Source organism: Mesorhizobium sp. WSM4836, from assembly GCF_055811815.1.
The window spans coordinates 59,968-77,786 of sequence record NZ_JBVVQF010000024.1; the positions used below are offsets into that span (position 1 = coordinate 59,968).

General features: G+C 63.9%; 18 protein-coding genes and 1 riboswitch. Of the genes, 10 read left to right on the forward strand and 8 right to left on the reverse strand.

The window, feature by feature from the left end; translation table 11 throughout:
• The first annotated feature begins 7 nt into the window (after window positions 1–7).
• Both AC0L2P_RS24965 and AC0L2P_RS24970 read left to right on the forward strand, forming a co-directional pair.
• Window positions 8–916 carry a LysR family transcriptional regulator gene (locus AC0L2P_RS24965; RefSeq protein ID WP_473504950.1) on the forward strand — a complete coding sequence of 303 codons (909 nt, stop codon included), beginning with the start codon at window positions 8–10 and terminating at the stop codon, window positions 914–916.
• 105 nt (window positions 917–1,021) lie between these two features.
• Window positions 1,022–1,822, forward strand: coding sequence for a lysophospholipid acyltransferase family protein (locus AC0L2P_RS24970; RefSeq protein ID WP_473504952.1), 801 nt, complete (start codon window positions 1,022–1,024; stop codon window positions 1,820–1,822).
• Window positions 1,823–1,848: 26 nt separating this feature from the next.
• Here the strand turns inward: AC0L2P_RS24970 and AC0L2P_RS24975 are convergent, their stop codons facing one another.
• Both AC0L2P_RS24975 and AC0L2P_RS24980 read right to left on the reverse strand, forming a co-directional pair.
• The gene (locus AC0L2P_RS24975) at window positions 1,849–2,469 is read right to left on the reverse strand and encodes a LysE family transporter (protein WP_473504954.1); all 621 of its coding nucleotides are present in this window, start codon (window positions 2,467–2,469) and stop codon (window positions 1,849–1,851) included.
• 78 nt (window positions 2,470–2,547) lie between these two features.
• A complete protein-coding gene (locus AC0L2P_RS24980; protein ID WP_473504956.1) occupies window positions 2,548–3,495 on the reverse strand; it encodes an aldo/keto reductase in 948 nt (315 codons plus the stop codon).
• Window positions 3,496–3,820: 325 nt separating this feature from the next.
• Between AC0L2P_RS24980 and AC0L2P_RS24985 the strand changes: the two genes are divergently transcribed.
• Window positions 3,821–4,801: a quinone oxidoreductase family protein gene (locus AC0L2P_RS24985; protein WP_473504958.1), complete on the forward strand. Its 981-nt coding sequence runs from the start codon at window positions 3,821–3,823 to the stop codon at window positions 4,799–4,801.
• A 20-nt stretch (window positions 4,802–4,821) separates the two neighbouring features.
• Here AC0L2P_RS24985 and AC0L2P_RS24990 read toward each other — a convergent pair whose 3' ends face one another.
• Window positions 4,822–5,355 (reverse strand): gamma-glutamylcyclotransferase, encoded by a 534-nt coding sequence (locus AC0L2P_RS24990; RefSeq protein ID WP_473504959.1) that lies wholly within the window; start codon window positions 5,353–5,355, stop codon window positions 4,822–4,824.
• 113 nt (window positions 5,356–5,468) lie between these two features.
• Here AC0L2P_RS24990 and AC0L2P_RS24995 point away from each other — a divergent pair, with 113 nt between their 5' ends.
• Window positions 5,469–6,470: a DUF2125 domain-containing protein gene (locus AC0L2P_RS24995; RefSeq protein WP_473504961.1), complete on the forward strand. Its 1,002-nt coding sequence runs from the start codon at window positions 5,469–5,471 to the stop codon at window positions 6,468–6,470.
• 30 nt (window positions 6,471–6,500) lie between these two features.
• Here the strand turns inward: AC0L2P_RS24995 and AC0L2P_RS25000 are convergent, their stop codons facing one another.
• On the reverse strand, window positions 6,501–7,436 hold the full coding sequence (locus AC0L2P_RS25000; protein ID WP_473504963.1) for a prephenate/arogenate dehydrogenase family protein: 936 nt from the start codon (window positions 7,434–7,436) through the stop codon (window positions 6,501–6,503).
• A 6-nt stretch (window positions 7,437–7,442) separates the two neighbouring features.
• Window positions 7,443–8,552, reverse strand: a complete 1,110-nt coding sequence (hisC, locus tag AC0L2P_RS25005) for a histidinol-phosphate transaminase (RefSeq protein WP_473504965.1) — start codon at window positions 8,550–8,552, stop codon at window positions 7,443–7,445.
• Window positions 8,553–8,689: 137 nt separating this feature from the next.
• Window positions 8,690–8,766, forward strand: a riboswitch (SAM riboswitch).
• A gap of 91 nt (window positions 8,767–8,857) precedes the next feature.
• On the opposite strand from hisC, the gene metX reads away from it, so the two are divergent.
• The 4 genes from metX to AC0L2P_RS25025 all read left to right on the forward strand — a co-directional run bounded on the left by metX (window position 8,858) and on the right by AC0L2P_RS25025 (window position 12,764).
• Window positions 8,858–10,027, forward strand: a complete 1,170-nt coding sequence (gene metX, locus AC0L2P_RS25010) for a homoserine O-acetyltransferase MetX (RefSeq protein ID WP_473504967.1) — start codon at window positions 8,858–8,860, stop codon at window positions 10,025–10,027.
• A 115-nt stretch (window positions 10,028–10,142) separates the two neighbouring features.
• Window positions 10,143–10,757 (forward strand): methionine biosynthesis protein MetW, encoded by a 615-nt coding sequence (gene metW / locus AC0L2P_RS25015; RefSeq protein ID WP_352489406.1) that lies wholly within the window; start codon window positions 10,143–10,145, stop codon window positions 10,755–10,757.
• Between the two features lie 187 nt (window positions 10,758–10,944).
• Window positions 10,945–11,691 (forward strand): SDR family NAD(P)-dependent oxidoreductase, encoded by a 747-nt coding sequence (locus tag AC0L2P_RS25020; RefSeq protein WP_473504969.1) that lies wholly within the window; start codon window positions 10,945–10,947, stop codon window positions 11,689–11,691.
• 47 nt (window positions 11,692–11,738) lie between these two features.
• Window positions 11,739–12,764, forward strand: coding sequence for an RNA polymerase subunit sigma-70 (locus AC0L2P_RS25025; protein ID WP_473504971.1), 1,026 nt, complete (start codon window positions 11,739–11,741; stop codon window positions 12,762–12,764).
• A 16-nt stretch (window positions 12,765–12,780) separates the two neighbouring features.
• On the opposite strand, the gene AC0L2P_RS25030 is transcribed toward AC0L2P_RS25025, so the two are convergent.
• From AC0L2P_RS25030 to AC0L2P_RS25040, 3 genes are all read right to left on the reverse strand, one after another.
• Window positions 12,781–13,587, reverse strand: a complete 807-nt coding sequence (locus tag AC0L2P_RS25030) for a DUF1194 domain-containing protein (RefSeq protein WP_473504973.1) — start codon at window positions 13,585–13,587, stop codon at window positions 12,781–12,783.
• Window positions 13,588–13,663: 76 nt separating this feature from the next.
• A complete protein-coding gene (locus tag AC0L2P_RS25035; RefSeq protein WP_473504975.1) occupies window positions 13,664–15,496 on the reverse strand; it encodes an ABC transporter ATP-binding protein/permease in 1,833 nt (610 codons plus the stop codon).
• 128 nt (window positions 15,497–15,624) lie between these two features.
• A complete protein-coding gene (locus AC0L2P_RS25040) occupies window positions 15,625–16,395 on the reverse strand; it encodes a class I SAM-dependent methyltransferase (RefSeq protein ID WP_473504977.1) in 771 nt (256 codons plus the stop codon).
• Between the two features lie 98 nt (window positions 16,396–16,493).
• On the opposite strand from AC0L2P_RS25040, the gene gloB reads away from it, so the two are divergent.
• Window positions 16,494–17,261, forward strand: coding sequence for a hydroxyacylglutathione hydrolase (gloB, locus tag AC0L2P_RS25045; RefSeq protein WP_473504979.1), 768 nt, complete (start codon window positions 16,494–16,496; stop codon window positions 17,259–17,261).
• A 21-nt stretch (window positions 17,262–17,282) separates the two neighbouring features.
• A complete protein-coding gene (locus AC0L2P_RS25050) occupies window positions 17,283–17,711 on the forward strand; it encodes a cupin domain-containing protein (protein ID WP_473504980.1) in 429 nt (142 codons plus the stop codon).
• Window positions 17,712–17,819: the final 108 nt, after the last annotated feature.

Here is a 17,819-nt window from a genome sequence, read left to right on the forward strand (position 1 = left end):
GAGAAGTATGGATCGCCTCGACGCCATGTCGCTTTTCGTCGCCGCGGTGGACGCTGGGAGCCTTTCGGCCGCCGGGCGCCGGTTCGGCATTCCGCTGGCAACCGTCAGCCGCAAAGTCTCCGATCTGGAGAAGCACCTGAAGACGCGGCTGTTGAACCGCTCGGCGCGGCAGCTGTCGCTGACCGATGCAGGCCACGCCTACCTCGCCGCCTGTCGTCGCATTCTCGATGAGGTTGGCGAGGCGGAGCGAATAGCCGCCGGCGAGTATACCGCCCCGACCGGCGAACTGATCGTTACTGCACCGATCGTCTTTGGCCGCCTGCATGTGCTGCCGGTCGTCACCGGCTTCCTTGCCGCCTACCCGGATGTAAGTGTCCGGTTGACACTCGCGGACCGGATAACCCAGTTGATCGAAGAGCATATCGACGTCGCCATCCGTATTAGTCGACTTCCCGATTCAACCATGGTCGCGACCCGAATCGGCTCAATCCGTCACGTCGTTTGCGCGAGCCCGGCCTATCTCGCCGAGCACGGCATACCTAAAACCCCGCAAGAGCTTGCGGCGCACGTTGCGATCACCTTCGAAGGGCTCACCGCCGCCGGCTGGAGCTTCGCCACCGGCAAGGCCGAATTCACCGTGCCGGTCCGTTCCCGGCTACGGGTCAACACCGCTGAGGCAGCAATCGATGCGGCGGTTGCCGGCGTCGGCGTAACGAGGCTGCTTTCCTACCAGATCGCCGCCGCCGTCCGGTCGGGTACGCTGCGCCCGGTGCTGCAGGAGTTTGAGCCAGACCCATGGCCGGTGAGCCTCGTCCATGCCGGCCAGGGGCTGCTGCCGGTGAAGCTGCGCGCATTCCTCGACTTCGCCGCCCCGCGCCTGAGACAGCGCCTGCTGCAGGCGGCGTGGCAAACGTGACGGAGGCGGCCCATCGCAAGAGCGGCCGATCGGCCGCCTCGCAAGGTTTCCTTTTTGCCGGCGCTTGGTGTACCAACGCACACCTCCTCATCGGGCACTTGCTGTATGCTCTATTTCCGCTCGCTGGCGTTCAATCTCGCCTTCTACCTCAATCTGATCGTCCAGATGATCCTCTGGACCCCGTATTATTTCCTGTCGCCGCGCCATCGCGCCTGGTTCGTGCCGAAATTCTGGTCGCGCACCAGCATGTGGCTCTACGACAAGATCGCCGGCACCAGAAGTGAGATTACCGGCCAGGAAAACCTGCCTGAAGGCTCCTTCATCCTGGCGCCGAAGCATCAGTCTTTCTGGGACACGATCGCTTTCCTGCCGTATCTCGACGATCCCGTTTACATATTGAAACGGGAGCTGACCTGGATCCCGTTCTTCGGCTGGTACATTTTGAAGATGCGGATGATTCCGGTCGACCGCGGCAGCCGCTCGAAGGCATTGAAGACGGTGATCGCCGCGACCAAACGGGAATTGGCGCGCAATCCGCGCCAGCTCATCATCTATCCCGAGGGCACGCGCCGGGCGCCGGGCGACGAACCGGTCTACAAATACGGCATCGTCGAACTCTATGCGCAACTTGGCATTCCGGTGGTGCCGGTCGCTCACGTCGCCGGCCTCTATTGGCCGCGCCGCAAATTCCTGCGCTATCCCGGCACGATCAAGGCGCGCTTCCTGCCACCGATCCCGCCCGGCCTCGGCAAGGAAGAATTCATGCAGCGGCTGATCGGCGAGACGGAAGCCGCCTGCGACCAGCTCCTCGTCGAAGCGTCGCAGACGCCGAACCCGCCGCCGATGCCGCCGACGGCGGTGAAACGGCTTGGTGAGCTGGACGGGAAACCCGAATTGAAAGGCTGAGGCAACGCCCGCGGTGCCGGAACGGCTCACGGCAGGGCAGCCAGGGCGGCTGTTGCAATCAGCGTTACGGCAAACACCAGATTGATGATCCGCGACGCCAGCGGTTTGCGCAACAAACGTGCAAAGGCCGCGCCGGCGAGAAGCCACAAGAGATGAATGGCAACGATCATCAAGGCGAGGACCGCCAGCTTGGCTGAAATAGCAAGGCCGCCGGTGCCGGAAGACGCGCCGGCAAACACGGCGGCAATCGCCACATAGGCTTTCGGGTTGGCAACGGCCAGAAGGAACCCGCCAAGGAACGTGGGAAGCGCCGCCCCACCGACGCGTGCCGCCAGTGGCGGCGCCGTCGCTATCTTGAACGCCAGGTAGAGGATGTAGGCTGCTGACGCGAGCGCCAGCAGCGCTGCGAGTTTCGGCAGCGCGGTGAGAACGGCCATGATGCCCGTCGCCACCACCAACAGCACGAGGACCGTGCCGACAACGATCCCCGAGGCATAGCGGAGCGAATCGCGCAGGCCGAACGCGGCGCCGAACGCCGTGACACTTATCGTCGCTGGCCCCGGGCTGCCCATGACAATGGCCGATGCCAGCACAAGCGCCAGCAATTGCTGCCATAGCTGCTGATCGAAAAAAACCTGTCCGGCCATGCGGCGTTCCTGCATCCTGCGGCGATGCAGGGACGGTAGGGCAAGGCAGCGGCGCCGGTCTTGAACGATCGTGCGTGGCTATGCGCTGGCCTTATCGAGCTCGGCGATGTCGTCCGGGCTGAGCTGCAACGACGCGGCACGCACCAGGCTGTCGAGCTGGTCGAGCGTCGTCGCGCTGGCGATCGGCGCGGTGACACCGGGGCGCGCCATAACCCAGGCCAGCGCGACTTCCGCCGGCTTGGCCGAATGTCTGGCCGACACGCCATCGAGCGCTGAGAGGATGCGCATGCCGCGCGAATTGAGGTACCCTTTCACACCGCCGCCGCGCGGGCTTTTGCCGAGGTCGGCCTCGCTGCGGTACTTGCCGCTCAAAAACCCTTTGGCGAGGCTGAAATAGGTGATGACGCCGATGTCCTCGGCCACGCACAGGTTACGCAGCGGACCATCGAAGGACCAGCGGTCGTAGAGGTTGTATTCCGGCTGCAGTACCTCGTAACGCGGCAGGCCGCGCAGGCTTGCTACGTCGAGTGCGGCGCGCAATTGGGCGGCGTCGAGGTTGGAAGCGCCGGCATAGCGGATTTTGCCCTTGTCGAGCAGTTTCTGGTAAGCGCCGAGCGTTTCCTCATACGGAGTGGCCGGATCAGGCCAGTGCGACAGATAGACATCGACAGTGTCGACCTGCAGCCTCTTCAGCGAGGCGTCGATGGCCTTTTCGATATAGGCGGCGGATAGATCCCGTTTGCCCTGCCCCATGTCCGAACCGACCTTGGTGACGACGACCACCTTGTCGCGGTTGCCGCGGCTCTTCATCCATTTGCCGATGATGGCTTCGGATTCGCCGCCCTGGTGGCCGGCAATCCAGCGCGAATAGGAATCGGCCGTATCGATGGCGTTGAGGCCGGCGTCGACAAAGCGGTCGAGCAAGTCGAATGAGGTTTTCTCATCGGCGGTCCAGCCGAATACATTGCCGCCCAGAACCAAAGGCGCGATGGATAGGTCGGTGCGACCGAGACGACGCTTCTGCAAGGCTGATCTCCCTGATGATTCATGCTGGGGCGGTTGGGAGCCGCCGACCGGGCTAACCTATGTCGTGCTGCAGCGACGTCAAACGCATAGCCACTTATCCAGCCCGCTGGCGCTTCACAAAACCGCGACCCGTCGCGCCGCGTCCGGGATCTAAAACCAGCAGCGTCTGAAGAAACGATCTGGCAAATTTAGCACATAGATTGTCAAATCTGCCAATTCTGACTTTTGCCGGCCGACCGTAGGTTCCGCAGCGCCAACGCAAATCTCGGCACGGTCGGGCCAGGCCCAGACTGTTGGCCTCAGATCGTTTGTTATGGAGACCGGCATGAAAGCAATTGTATTTGACGCAATCGGCTCGCCGCACGACGTGCTCTATATGCACGATCTGCCGATGCCGCGGATCGGCGACGGCGAGGTGCTGGTCAGGATGGTCTCGGCCTCGGTCAATCCGGGCGACTTCCTGTTTATCCAGAACCTCTATCCCGAACCGAAGAAGCCGCATTTTCCCCAGCAGATCGCCGGAAACCATGGCGCCGGCATCGTCGAAGCCGTTGGCGCGAACGTCTTGCTGGAACCGGGCACGCTTGTCGCGTTCAGCTATTATGGCAGCTGGGCCGAGTACGCGGCCGTTCCCGCCGAATGGCTGATACCGTTGCCTGCCGGCTATCCGGTCGAACGCGCCGCGCAGATGGTGAACCCCATTACCGCGTGGGATCTGCTGACGGATTCCCGTGTGCGGCCCGGCCAGTGGCTGGCTGTCACGGCCGGCTATTCGTCGATTTCGACAATGGTGATGCAGTTCGCCCAACGACGCGGCATCAACGTCATCGCGCTTGTGCGGCGCTCGCACCAAAGCTTCGACCTGAAGACGCTTGGCGTCGCCGCCATTCTTGATCTTTCGGACTTGAAGGCAAGTATCCGGGAAGCGGTGATGGATATCACCGCTGGCGCCGGATCGAACGGGATAATCGACAGTGTCGGCGGACCTCTCAGCGGCGAATTGATCCGCACCCTGGCGCTCGGTGGGCAGATGGTGATCAATGGCGGCATGAGTGCCGAGCGTTTCGAACTGCACAATTTCGATATCTTGCTGAGCAGCGTCGAGATCAGGGCGAATATCTATCGCTATTTCTTTTCGCCGCCGGCCGAAGCCGACCGGCCTGTGCTACGCGAGATCATCGACATCTTCGGCCAGCCCGGCTTCCACGTTCCAGTCGGCGGTCTCCACGCGCTGACCGAGTTCAACCTTGCCGTGGCAAACAGCCTGGATCGCACCGATCTTGGCAAACAGATTTTTAGGATGTAGCCCGGATCACGACGCCGAAGCTAGGTCGCGATCCGTCTTGTCACCTCTTCCAGCCAGTGATCGCTTATACCCAGTGCTTCAAGGTGCTCCAGCGTGCTGAAGACGTAATCCTCATTCCTCCCCGACTGGCCGACGGCGCCGCGAACGACGGCCGCCGCCTCGGCCGGGTCGAGCGCACCGGCATATTGCTCATGGCTGCGGTCCACGACATAGGCGACGGCTTCGACCGTCTCGCCCTCATCCGTTTCACTCTTGTCGAGGCGAACGCTGAGCGCACGTTCGAGATAGACGTTGGTGACCAGCTCGCGCTCGCGCAGATAGGTGACGACCTCGTTGCGCAGCTCGCCTGGAACCCGGAATGCCAGCCCGATGCAGGAGCCGCCGCGGTCGAGTCCGAGCACCAGGCCCGGCCGTTCGCGCGTGCCGCGATGCACGAAAGAATAGACGCAGAGCGAACGGCGGTAGCCATGCAGGCGGGCGCGCCGCGTCTCGACATGCGCGAATCCCGGCCGCCAGATCAGTGAGCCGTAGCCAAAAACCCAAAAATCGCCCATATCGCCAAGCCTGATTGTGACGAACCACCGACCGGTGGTGTTTCGGTCCGTCTACCTGTTGTTGCCGCAAGCGACAGCCCGCCCGTGCCACCCGCGTTAACGAAAGCCGCAGCATGACGTCAAGTGACGAGCGACCGCCGCCCAGCCAACGTCGCCGCCTGTTGTGGCCTGCCGCTTTCATTCTCGTGCTGTTCGGCATCTACAGCGTGGGCTGGTTCTACCTGGCGGACCTGGTCGTGAGCGCAACCGAAAAGGCGGTCGCCGATCTCGACGACAAAGGCATCAAGGCCGACTGCGCCAATCTCGCGGTCAGCGGCTATCCCCTCAGCTTCACCCTTTCCTGCGACAGTCTGGCTTACGAGGACGACAGCCGCAACGTCGCGGCATCGACAGGCAAGATCAACGCCACCACGCAGATCACCCGGCTTTTGTCGCCTGCCGCCGAGCTCAGGGGGCCACTCAGGACCTCTGTTCCCGGCATGACCCCGCTGTGGATCGACTGGGATGATCTGCAGGCCGACATGAAGTTGTCCTGGCCGCTGCCAAACCGGCTGTCGCTGCAGGCAGAAGGCCTGTCCGGCCAGACCGATCCGGCAGACGACACCGGTCCCGTCTCGCTGTTCAGCGCCGGAACCGCCACCGGGCAATTGCGCCCAAACGGTCCGGACATCGACTATGCCGGCAATTTCACCGATCTCGAAATCGACGCGGCGGCCATCGACGGGCGCGTCTTGCCGCCGCTCGACGGCGGCGGCGACGTGACGCTGAAGAACGGCGTGACGCTGATCAAGGCAAATCCGAAGAGCCTGCGCGGCCAGGCGGCCGAAATCCACGAGCTCGATCTGTCGTCCGGAACTGCGCGCATCACCGTTTCCGGACCGCTGTCGGTCGATGACGACGGTCTCATAAATGCCGACCTGACGATCAGGCTCGATGACCCAAAGGCCGTGGCGGCAATCCTCGCCACCGCCATCCCCGAGCGGAAAAAAGAGATCCAAACCGGCTTTGCCGGACTGGCGCTGCTCGGCAACCAGCCGTCGATGCCGCTGAAGATCGTCAGGGGCAAGGCCTCGCTCGGCTTCATCCCGCTCGGCAAGATCAAACCGGTCGATTAGCCGGTCCGGCCTGCGATCGGCTGCCGCCGCTTATCCCTTCGGCGGGTGTTCGACTGCCTGGCGGCCGAAATCCGGTACGTCGATATCCTGGCCGGCCTCGATGATCGAGCGGCGGACGGCGCGCGTGCGGGTGAACAGGTCGAACAGTTTTTCGCCGTCGCCCCAGCGGATCGCCCGCTGCAGCGAGGACAGATCCTCGGAAAACCGCGCCAGCATTTCGAGGATGGCGTCCTTGTTGTGCAGGCAGACGTCGCGCCACATGGTCGGGTCGGACGCCGCGAGACGGGTAAAGTCACGAAAGCCGGAAGCCGAGTATTTGATGACCTCGGACTTGGTCACCGACTCCAGATCGTCGGCAGTACCGACGATATTATAAGCGATGATGTGCGGCAGGTGCGAAACGATGGCCAGCGTCATGTCGTGATGCTGCGGGTCCATGGTGTCGATGTTGGAACCGCAGCGGCGCCAGAATTGCGAGAGCTTTTCCAGTGCGGCGGGATCGGTGGCGGGCAGCGGCGTGAAGATGCACCAGCGGTTCTCGAACAGTTCGGCAAAACCGGCATCCGGTCCCGATTTTTCGGTGCCGGCCAAAGGATGGCCGGGAATGAAGTGCACGCCATCAGGCACGTGTGGCTGCATCTGCGCGATCACCGACGCCTTGGTCGAGCCGACATCGGTGAGGATGGCGCCCTTCTTCAGCGCGGGTGCGATCTCCTGGGCGACGGTGCCTGAAGATCCTACCGGCACGGATACGACGACCAGATCGGCGTCGCGAACCGCCTTTTTCGCGTCGGTCGTGTAGATGTCGCCGAGGCCGAGTTGGCTCGCCCGTGCCAGCGTCGTGTCGCTGCGCGTCGAAACCGCGACTTGGCCGGCGAGCCCCTCGCGGCGGATGACGCGGGCCAGCGACGAGCCGATCAGGCCGATGCCGACCAGAGCGATCTTTTCGAACATCGGTGAAGTCATGGTGCTCTAGCTTTTCAGGAATGTCGCGAGTGCTGCGACAACGCCGCGATTGGCCTCTTCGGTGCCGATGCTCATGCGCAGCGCGTTGGGAAAGCCGTAGCCGGAAACGCGCCGCAATATGTAGCCGCGCGCACTGAGGTAGTCGTCGGCCTCCGCCGCCGAATGCTTTTTGTCCTCGGGAAAGTGGACGAGGATGAAATTGCCGACGCTCGGCGTCACCCGCAGCCCGAGCCCGCTTAATTGCTCGCTCAGCCAGGCCAGCCAGCTCTCGTTATGCGCGACGCTGCGTTCGATGTGGGCGCGGTCGCGGATCGCCGCGATGCCGGCCTCGATCGCCGTCGCATTGACATTGAAAGGCCCGCGCACACGGTTGATCGCGTCGATGACGTGCATTGGCGCACACATCCAGCCGATCCGCGCGCCGCCCAGGCCCAATTTGGAGAAAGTGCGGGTCATGACCACATTTTCCGCGCTGCCCACCAACTCGACGCCGGCTTCATAGTCGTTGCGCCGGACATATTCGGCGTAAGCGGCATCCAGCACCAGAAGCACGTTTCGCGGCAGGCCGGCATGCAGACGGCGCACCTCCTGGAACGGCACGTAAGTGCCGGTTGGATTGTTTGGATTGGCCAGGAAGACGATCCTGGTGCGCGGCGTCACCGCGGCGAGGATCGCATCAATGTCGGCGCGTTCATCGGTCTCCTTGACCGTTACCGGGACGGCACCGGCCGACAGTATGTAGATCTTGTAGACCATGAAGCCGTGTTCGGTGATGATGGCTTCGTCGCCGGGCGCGAGGTAGGTCTGCGCCAGCAAGCCCAGAATCTCGTCGGAGCCGTTGGAGCAGACGATGTTCGCCGGGTTGAGCCCGTGCACCTCTGCGATCGCTTCCCTCAGGCGCTTGGCGCTGCCGTCGGGATAGATCGCGAGCTTGTCGGCGACCGCGCGCGCGGCCTCTATCGCCTTTGGCGAAGGACCGAGTGGGTTCTCGTTGGCCGACAATTTATGGACCTTGACGACACCTTCAGGCGCCGCGCTCTTGCCGGGCACATAGGCTTCGATGTCCATGATGCCCGCGCGGGGCGTCGGCCGTGCCTTATCCGGTATCTGATTCATCTCACAAATCCGTCGAGAATGCTTCCGCCGGGAAGCCGCAGCGGAAATACAAGCCGTGGCCCGGAATGTCGAGGGCCGGCAATTCGGGATCAAGAACTTGCCGTTGACGAAGCCATGCGGGAGTCATAGAAGAACGGCTACAGTTCCGTGGTGATTTGCCGGTCGGCTTGCAGCCACGTTAAACAACTTGCTAAAGGGCCGTTTGCATCTTGTAACCGGCTTTGCGAAGGCATGGCCGGTTTTTTGTTGCCCTGACTGGCTGTTGCCCAGATCGTGGACAACTGAAGGCCGGGCAAGGAGATGTGATGGTCGCTTTGCGCGCTCGAAAAACCAATAACGAGGCCGACCAGCCGTCGAGCCCGGTGTTGCGTTTCGGCGCCGACAAGCCGCTCAAGCTCGACGCCGGCACGCTGCTGTCGCCGTTCCAGATCGCCTACCAGACCTACGGCACGCTCAACGACGCCCGCTCCAACGCCATCCTCGTCTGCCATGCGCTGACCGGCGACCAGCATGTCGCCAACACCAATCCGGTGACCGGCAAGCCTGGCTGGTGGGAGGTGCTGATCGGCCCCGGCAAGATCATCGACACCGACCGTTTCTTCGTCATCTCGTCGAACGTCATCGGCGGCTGTCTCGGCTCCACCGGCCCCGCCTCGACAAATCCCGCCACCGCCAAGCCCTACGGGCTCGACCTGCCGATCATCACCATCCGCGACATGGTGCGGGCGCAGCTGATGCTGGTCGAGCATTTCGGCATCGAACAGCTGTTCAGCGTGCTGGGTGGCTCGATGGGCGGCATGCAGGTGCTGCAATGGGCCTCGAGCTATCCGGAGCACGTCTTCTCGGCCCTGCCGATCGCCACCGGCGCCCGCCATTCTTCGCAGAACATCGCTTTCCACGAGGTTGGCAGGCAGGCGGTGATGGCCGACCCGGACTGGCACGGCGGCAAATATTTCGAGCATGGCAAGCGGCCGGAAAAAGGGCTGGCGGTGGCGCGCATGGCCGCCCACATCACCTATCTGTCGGAAGCAGCGCTGCACCGCAAGTTCGGCCGCAACCTGCAGGACCGCGAAGCCCTGACCTTCGGTTTCGATGCCGACTTCCAGATCGAGAGCTATCTGCGCCATCAGGGCATGACCTTCGTCGATCGCTTCGATGCCAACTCCTATCTCTACATGACCCGGGCGATGGACTATTTCGATCTCGCCGCCGACCATGGCGGCCGGCTGGCCGATGCCTTCGCCGGCACCAAGACGCGCTTCTGCCTGGTTTCGTTTACCAGCGACTGGCTGTTCCCGACCGAGGAGAGCCGCTCGGTCGTGCACGCGCTGAACGCGGCCGGCGCCTCGGTATCGTTCGTCGAAATCGAGACCGACCGCGGCCACGACGCCTTCCTGCTCGACGAGCCGGAACTGTTCGCCGCCATCAAAGGCTTCATCGCCTCGGCGGCCCGGGCCAGAGGGCTCGGCGCATGACCTCGAAAGGTTGCAGACCGTTCGGATCAGGACCATGCGCCAGGCATAAGCGCATGACCCCGAAAAGTTGCAGACTTTTCGGATCAGGATCACGCGCCAGGCAGGAGCCGAACGCATGAGCGTCAACCGCGCCCAGCGCGTCGACCTCGAAGTCGTCGCCGATCTCATCCCGCCGCAGTCGCGGGTGCTGGATGTCGGTTCGGGCGACGGCCTGCTGCTCGAATTGCTGCAGGAGACCAAGAAGGTCGATGGCCGCGGGTTGGAACTGTCGCAGCGCGGCGTCAACGAATGCGTGGCGCGCGGCCTGTCGGTCATCCAGGGCGATGCCGACAAGGATCTCCAATTCTATCCCGACAAGGGTTTCGACTTCGTCGTCCTGTCGCAGACCTTGCAGGCGACCCGCAATCCGAAATTGGTGCTCGACGAGCTGCTCAGGATCGGCAACCGCGCCATCGTCTCATTCCCCAATTTCGGCCATTGGCGGGTGCGCTTTTCGCTGCTCTTCAACGGCCGCATGCCGGTGACCAAGGACCTGCCCTATTCCTGGTACGACACCCCCAACATCCATTTCTGCACCATTCGCGACTTCGTCAATCTGTGCGACGAGCTTGGCGCAACGGTGGAAAAGGCAACCGCGCTGGACGCGAACGGCCAGCGGATCGGCTTCTCCATGCCTTGGTGGTTCTGGAACTTTTTCGGCCAGCAAGCGGTGTTCCTGCTGAAACGATAGCAGGCCGCGCGCGGCCCGATCATTCGCTGTGGCCAGCCCGGCACCTCGCCGGCGGCCGATCGGAGCCTTGAGCGAGCCCGTCACCTGAAGAATCTTTCATCCGCACCGATGATTTCGGCACGCCTGCGCTGTCCTTATCGATGAGCGCGCCTGGATGGTCCGGCGCCCGGGGACAGAGAGGTGATCCATGGGATCGTTGCAAAATCAGAATGTCGTCGTCGTCGGAGGCAGCCGTGGTGTCGGCCGCTCGATCGCGGAGGCCGCCCTCAAGGAAAGAGCGACGGTGCTGGCCGTCGCCCGCGGAAAACAGGCCCTGGCGCAATTTGCCTGGGAGGTCTCGGGCGTAAAGACACTCGCGGTCGATGCGACGGTGGACTCCGCCCCGGACAAGGTCTTCGCCGCGCTGGAGCCGGACGTGCTGGTGATCTGTGCAGGTGCGCTGGCGCCATCCGCGCCGCTGCATGAACAGAACTGGAAGGCGTTCTCCGCAAACTGGGACACGGACGTCAAGGCGTCGTTCCTGTTTTGCCGGGCCGCTCTGCGGCGTCCGCTCAAGCCGGGAACCCGGATCGTTCTGATCTCCAGTGGCGCGGCCTTGACCGGCGGGCCACCCAATACCGGCGGCTACGCCGGCTCAAAACGCATGCAGATGTTCCTGGCCGGCCATAGCCAGAAGGAGTCGGACCGGCTTGGCCTCGGCCTGCGCTTCATGGCGCTCGCGCCGATGCGCATCATGCCGGAAACCGGCGTGGGCAAGGCCGGCATCGACAGCGTCGCGGCCTATATGGGCATCCAGCCGGCGGACTTCATCGCCGCCATGACCGACATGCAAACGCCGGCCGATGTCGGACGGGCGGTGGTCGCGCTCGCCACCGGTCAGCCGCAAGGCAGTTCCTTCATGGTGAGCGGTAGCGGGCTTGCACCGGCCGCCTAAAGGCGCGCGTAATGTAAACCTGAACCCGGAAGCCGCCCGAAAGTCGCATGACAGACGCTCAGCCACCTCTGGAGCCAGCAGGCCAGCCGATCCTCGATCGGCTGGCCTTCGAGAAGGTCACGGCCGCCCATCGCCGCGAGCTCAAGCTGCATTGCTATCGCATGATGGGTTCGCTGCACGAGGCCGACGACCTCGTCCAGGACACGTTGCTTCGCGCCTGGCGCGCAAGATCGGAGTTCGACGGGCGAGGTTCGGTTCGCGGTTGGCTCTACATGATTGCCACCAACGCTTGCCTCAACGCCATCAAGGCAAGGTCGAGGGCGCGTCGCATTCTCCGGGAAACCGGACGGCCGCCCTCGCACGGAGCGGCGATAGGCGGGCCGGTAGCCGACGTCGCCTGGCTGGAGCCCTACCCCGACGCCGAGCTTCCAGACGTTGCCGGCAGCGAGCCAGGTCCGGAAGCCCGTTACGAGAGCCGCGAGGCCGTCCAGCTCGCCTTCGTCGCCGCCATCCAGGATCTGCCGCCCAGGCAGCGCGCCGCGCTGCTGCTTGCCGACGTGCTGGGATGGTCGGCTGTCGAGACGGCGCGTTTGCTGGGCGGATCGACGGCTTCGATCAACAGCGTGTTGCAGCGCGCCCGCGCAACGCTGGCGGCGCGCTATCCTCAGGGGCGGCCGGCCAGCCGATCACGGCCCAGCCCCGAAGAAGGCCTGCTGCTCGAACGCTACATGCAGGCCTGGCAGGCGGCCAATCTCGACGGTTTGATCGAGCTGCTGCGCGAGGACGCCATCTATACCATGCCGCCTTGGCGCGAATGGTACCAAGGCCGCGAAGCGATCCGCGGTTTCTTCGAGACCGTCTGGCCGAGGTTTGGCGGCTTTCGCGCGCTGGCGACCCGCGCCAATGCCCAGCCGGCGGTCGGGGTTTATTCCCGCAGGCCCGATAGCCCTGAATGGCGTGCCCATTCCCTGCATGTGTTCGACGCAGCCGAGGGCGGGATCGCTTCCTTGACGATCTTCATAGGGCCCCTCGGCCCCAGCCTGTTCTCGGCCTTCGGCCTGCCACCAGCCTAGCTTACCCCTGGCAGCCTTACCGGTCGAGTTCCGGGAAATACGGGTCGGAGAAAAACCGCCGGTCGCGCTCGCCTTCCAGGCAGTCGATTGGTGCGTCGATGCGGATCGTCCTCGGATCCTCCCTGGAATATCCGATGCCGCTGACCTCGAGGATCAGTTTGCGGCGAGTGGCGGTGGCAAATTCGGAAGCCGCGTAGATCGGCAGCACGAACGAGCCGGGCCCGCCGGTAACGCATTCGGCATAATACCGGTCGAGATGGCTGAAGGTGGGTGACGGGCTGATCAGGATCGGCAGCCCGTTGATGACGATGCCCTTCGCCAGCGCCGCATCGCGCGCCGTTGTGACCGGCAGGCCGGTGTTGTTCGGGCCGTCGCCCGAGACGTCGATGACGCGGCGTTTGCCGGCGAAGGCCGTGCCGTTGAAAAGCTCGGCGCCGAAAGCCACTGCACCGGAAATGGAGGTGCCGCGAAAGCTCCTGAACGGGCGGGCCGCGATCTTGTCGGCGAAAGCGTTGGCGCTCTCCTTGCTGTCGACGACCTGCCAGGCAATGACCGCATCGTCGCGGATGGTGCCTGCCCATTCGAAATAGGCGATGGCGATGCGGCCGGAGGTGCCGGCACGCACGGCATTGATGAAATCGGGATGGCGCAGCGCCGCGACATAGCCGGCGCGCTGCAGGGCAAACTCTCTTTCATCCATCGACTGCGAGATGTCGACAGCCAGCACCAGCTCGACGTCGACGGCAATTGCATTGGCGGGCGCGGCCGCGAGTGCTGCGGGGGCGCAGGCAAAGCAGGCGAGCAGGGCGAGAGCATCAAGCATGGCCGATCGGAACGTTTCCATCTGAAACGATCGCGACAGTTTTTCGCCGGGATCGCGGCGAAATAAAGCTTGCCTTCTATTTCTTTCGGCCGGCCGAGGCGAAAACCGGGGGCGGTTCGATGGCGCCTGCCCTGATACGGGCCTGCTTGAGCGGCGGTTGGCCGGCATCCTTGACGATGGTCAACGCCCGCGGGAAAAAGCGGGAATTGTGCTGGCCGCGGCCGATGTTGAGGATCGCGGCGTCGGCAAGGCGCTTGTCCAGCATCGACAACACTTGCCTCAGCGTCGGGCCGTCGAACGCGTCCAGCGCCTCGTCGATGATGACCCATTTTGGCCGTCGCAAGGCGAGCCTGGCAAAAGCCAGCAGGCGCTGCTCGTCGTCGCTGAGCTCACGCTCCCAGCGCGCCGAGCGATCGAGTGAGGACGACAGGCGCTGCAGCCCGACATCGGCCAGCACCTCCGAAATCTCGGCATCGCTCGCCTCCGCCGCGCCGTCTGCATGGTTGAGCACCTCGCGCAGCCTGCCGAGCGGGAAATAGGGCGTTCGCGGAACAAAGATCGGCGCTTCTCCGGCCGGCATGCCGATCCGGCCGCCGCCCCATGGCCATAGACCGGCAATGGCGCGGAAGAACAGCGTCTTGCCGGCGCCCGGATCCCCGGTGATCATGACGCGGTCGCCGGCACGGATTTCGACATGCGGCTCGGCAAGCCTGGTGCATCCCTCCGGCGAGGCAATCTCGAGTTTCTCGAAAGTCAGGCTGCCGTCCGGGTTTTCGCCGAACGAAATGCGCCTTTCCGTATCGTGCAGCACGTCGGTGTCGTCGAGCGCGATGCGGAAGTCGGCGACCCGCATCAGCGTGGCGCGCCAATCGGCGATGCCGCCGATATTGTTGATGAACCAGCGCAGCGAGGAATGGACCTGGTTGAAGGCGCCGACCGCCATCATCAGCCCGCCAAAGCTGATATCGCCGGCAAAATAAACTGGTGAAGCGACGAGGATCGGCGCGACGACAGTGATCCAGCCATAGGTGTCGGTAACCCAGGAGAGATTGATCTGGGCGCTGTAGATGCGCCGCATGGCGCCCAGCACCATGCCGAGATCGAATTCGAGGCGGCGCCTGGCATCGGCCTCGCCATGCGCCAGCGCGATGGCATCGACATTCTCGTTGACGCGAACCACCGAGGAGCGCAGCTCCGCTTCACGCGTGTAGCGATCGTTGTTGAAGCGGATCAGCGGCCGGCCGACCAGCCAGCTCAACCAAGAGGCGGTGCCCGCATAAAGGATCGCCGCCCAGACCATGTAGCCGGGTATGGCCAGCGAATGGCCGCCTATGTGGAAGACGAAGCCGGAAGACAGCGACCATAAGACGCTGACGAATGAGGCAAGCAGGATGCAGGACTGCAGCAGGCCGATGCCGAGGCCGGTGGAAAGGTCGGAGAGATGCGCGACATCCTGCTGCAGGCGCTGGTCGGGATTGACGCCGATGGCGCCCGCATGGGCCAGCCGGAAGGCGCGCGCCGGCCGCATCCACTCGCCGATCAGGTCGAGCGTCAGCGCCTCGCGCAGCTTCAGGCGGATCATCTGGTCGAGCCAGGTCTGGCTCACGTTAAACAGAAGCAGCCCGCCGGCTATTGCCGCAAAGACCAGAAGCTGATGCAGGAAACCCGGCATGTCGCGCCGCGCCAGCGCGTCGAAGAACGGCTGGTTCCAGCGATTAAGCAGAACCTGCCCGACCGAGGTTGCGACAATGACGGCGACGATGCCGATTGCGGCCCAAAACAATTGCTTTCGCACCGGCGAGGTGGTCAGCGCTAATTTGATTGCTGCCAGCTGCTCCCGCAGGCTGCTGGCTTCGATTGACGCGGCAAGCGTCTGGGCGCTTGGCTCGACATCCGGACGATCATCCATCGGTTAAATCCTTGCATTCGGAGCGATGCCGAACCGGTCATAGGGGTCGGCCGCACGGCCTTCAATCGGACAGCAAACCCGATCTCGTCAGATAGGCGTGAAAAAGCCTGTCCCAGATCACGAACGCGTCATCCTGGCGGCGCCGGATGTTCGGCCCGCGACAGCCGGCCGAGCGTCGGCGCGCCATGCGGCGACAGAACCGGCACGAAGACACGGCGGGACGCGCGCTGGGCGACCGGCACGCCCTGATAGAGCCGCTTCTGCGCCTCGACGACGATGACGCCGGAAAAGATCGGCCAGAAGCGCCGACCGGCACGTTCCAGCACATTGTGGAACTGCATCATGAATCGTCGCGGCGACGGCGGGAAGAACAGCGCATCGGACCATGCCGCCGGCGTGAAATTCGCTTCGCGCAGCAATTCGGTCAGCTGGCCGCGCGAGAACGGCCGGCCATTGCCGAAAGGCGTATGCTCGAAGCGCGCCCAGACGCCGCGTCGGTTGGGCACAACGATGACGACACGGCCGGCCGGCGACAGCACCCGCCAGATCTCGTTCAGTGTCTCGCGCGGGTTCTCGACATGTTCGAGCGAATGGACGAGCAGCATGCGGTCGATGCAGGAATCGACCAGCGGCAGCTCCTCGTCGAAGACCAGAGCGGTCGCCGTCGGGCCCGTCGCCGGCCAGACCACCGCACCCTGCGTCGCCGGCATGAAGGCAAAGACCCGCTCGGCATCGCTGCCGAAGCGCTCCAGCCATGGCAAGGTATAGCCGAGGCCGACCAGCCGCTCGTTGGGCACAACAGCCCATAGCGAGGACAGCGCCATGGTGATCGAGCGTTCGGCCAGGCGCCCGAGCGTGGTCGAATAGAAGGAACGGAGGTCGACAATATCGGAATGCATGGGCGGAACGGTAGCTTCGAAGCAGTCCAAGTTCAACAAAGGCAGATGACATCGGCTGGCAGGCGGCCTATGTCTGCGGCAATAAAGGGAGAGGTATGATGCCGGTCGAGATCGAACAATTCATGTGCCGCAGCGACAATTTCGGCGTGCTGATTCATGACCCCAAAAGCGGCCAGACGGCGCTCATCGATGCGCCCGAGGAGGCGCCGATCCTGGCAGCGATCAAGCGCACCGGCTGGACCCCGACGATGATCCTGACCACCCACCACCATCTCGACCACGTTGAGGCCAATCTGGCGCTGAAGGAGCGTTTCAAGCTGCGCATAGTCGGGCCGGAAGCCGAAAAGGCAAAGATTCCCGGCATCGACGAAACGGTCGAGCAAGGCTCGGTCCTCCGCCTCGGCGACGAGCGGATCGAGGTCATCGCCACACCTGGCCATACCGCCGGCCATGTCACCTATCATCTGCCGGCGTCGAAAGTGGCATTCGCCGCCGACACGCTGTTCGCGCTCGGCTGCGGGCGGCTGCTCGAATGCAAGCCGCCGGTGATGTACGAATCCCTGAAGAAGCTCGCGGCGCTGCCGGCCGAGACGGTCATCTATTGCGGCCATGAATATACGCTGGCCAATGCCCGTTTCGCGCTCACCGTCGACCCGACCAATTCGGCGCTGAAAGAGCGCGCCGCGAAAGTCGAGGCGCTGCGCGCCGACGGTAAGCCGACGCTGCCGACGACGATCGGCGAGGAACTGTCGACCAATCCGTTCCTGCGCTGGCACGACCCGGCGATCCGCAGACATCTCGGCCTGGAGAAGGCCTCTGACCCCGAAGTGTTCGCCGAGATCCGCAAGCGCAAGGACAATTTCTGAGCGGCGCCAGGAGCCAGGGTCATGACCAGTTCCGCCGAAATCATCGCCCTGCTCGGCCTGAAGCCACATCCGGAAGGCGGCTGGTATGCCGAGACCTTTCGCGACGGCGCGGCAGGCACGCGCGGCCATTCGACAGCGATCTATTTCCTCCTCGAGAAGGACCAATTGTCGGCCTGGCACCGGGTCAAGCACGCGGCCGAGGTCTGGCATTTCTATGACGGTGCGCCGCTGGCGCTGTCGATACATCGAGAAGGCGGTCCCGTCATCGAGGAGATCCTCGGTACGGCGCTTGCCGCGGGCGAGCGGCCGCAGATCGTCGTGCCGGCGGGCTGGTGGCAGTCGGCACGCAGCCTCGGCGAATGGACCCTGGTCGGCTGCACCGTGGCGCCGGGCTTCGATTTCGCCGCCTTCGAACTTGCCGAACCAGGCTGGCTGCCGGGAACGCCCTAATGCATGTCGCGCAAATGTGTGCAGCGGTTTTGCGATAATGACATGCATTAAGAACAAGAACCTAAAGCGCGCGTCGCATGAGGCCGATCGAACGCGACACGCTTTTAG

Coding starts and splice junctions, on each gene's coding strand:
- AC0L2P_RS24970 (WP_473504952.1), top strand. CDS start 1,022: ATGCTCTATTTCCGCTCGCTGGCGTTCAATCTCGCCTTCTACCTCAAT.
- AC0L2P_RS25000 (WP_473504963.1), bottom strand. CDS start 7,436: ATGACTTCACCGATGTTCGAAAAGATCGCTCTGGTCGGCATCGGCCTG.
- AC0L2P_RS25040 (WP_473504977.1), bottom strand. CDS start 16,395: ATGCATTCCGATATTGTCGACCTCCGTTCCTTCTATTCGACCACGCTC.
- AC0L2P_RS24995 (WP_473504961.1), top strand. CDS start 5,469: ATGACGTCAAGTGACGAGCGACCGCCGCCCAGCCAACGTCGCCGCCTG.
- metW (WP_352489406.1), top strand. CDS start 10,143: ATGAGCGTCAACCGCGCCCAGCGCGTCGACCTCGAAGTCGTCGCCGAT.
- hisC (WP_473504965.1), bottom strand. CDS start 8,552: ATGAATCAGATACCGGATAAGGCACGGCCGACGCCCCGCGCGGGCATC.
- AC0L2P_RS25035 (WP_473504975.1), bottom strand. CDS start 15,496: ATGGATGATCGTCCGGATGTCGAGCCAAGCGCCCAGACGCTTGCCGCG.
- AC0L2P_RS25025 (WP_473504971.1), top strand. CDS start 11,739: ATGACAGACGCTCAGCCACCTCTGGAGCCAGCAGGCCAGCCGATCCTC.
- metX (WP_473504967.1), top strand. CDS start 8,858: ATGGTCGCTTTGCGCGCTCGAAAAACCAATAACGAGGCCGACCAGCCG.
- AC0L2P_RS25050 (WP_473504980.1), top strand. CDS start 17,283: ATGACCAGTTCCGCCGAAATCATCGCCCTGCTCGGCCTGAAGCCACAT.
- AC0L2P_RS24965 (WP_473504950.1), top strand. CDS start 8: ATGGATCGCCTCGACGCCATGTCGCTTTTCGTCGCCGCGGTGGACGCT.
- AC0L2P_RS24990 (WP_473504959.1), bottom strand. CDS start 5,355: ATGGGCGATTTTTGGGTTTTTGGCTACGGCTCACTGATCTGGCGGCCG.
- AC0L2P_RS25030 (WP_473504973.1), bottom strand. CDS start 13,587: ATGCTTGATGCTCTCGCCCTGCTCGCCTGCTTTGCCTGCGCCCCCGCA.
- AC0L2P_RS24985 (WP_473504958.1), top strand. CDS start 3,821: ATGAAAGCAATTGTATTTGACGCAATCGGCTCGCCGCACGACGTGCTC.
- AC0L2P_RS25020 (WP_473504969.1), top strand. CDS start 10,945: ATGGGATCGTTGCAAAATCAGAATGTCGTCGTCGTCGGAGGCAGCCGT.
- AC0L2P_RS24975 (WP_473504954.1), bottom strand. CDS start 2,469: ATGGCCGGACAGGTTTTTTTCGATCAGCAGCTATGGCAGCAATTGCTG.
- gloB (WP_473504979.1), top strand. CDS start 16,494: ATGCCGGTCGAGATCGAACAATTCATGTGCCGCAGCGACAATTTCGGC.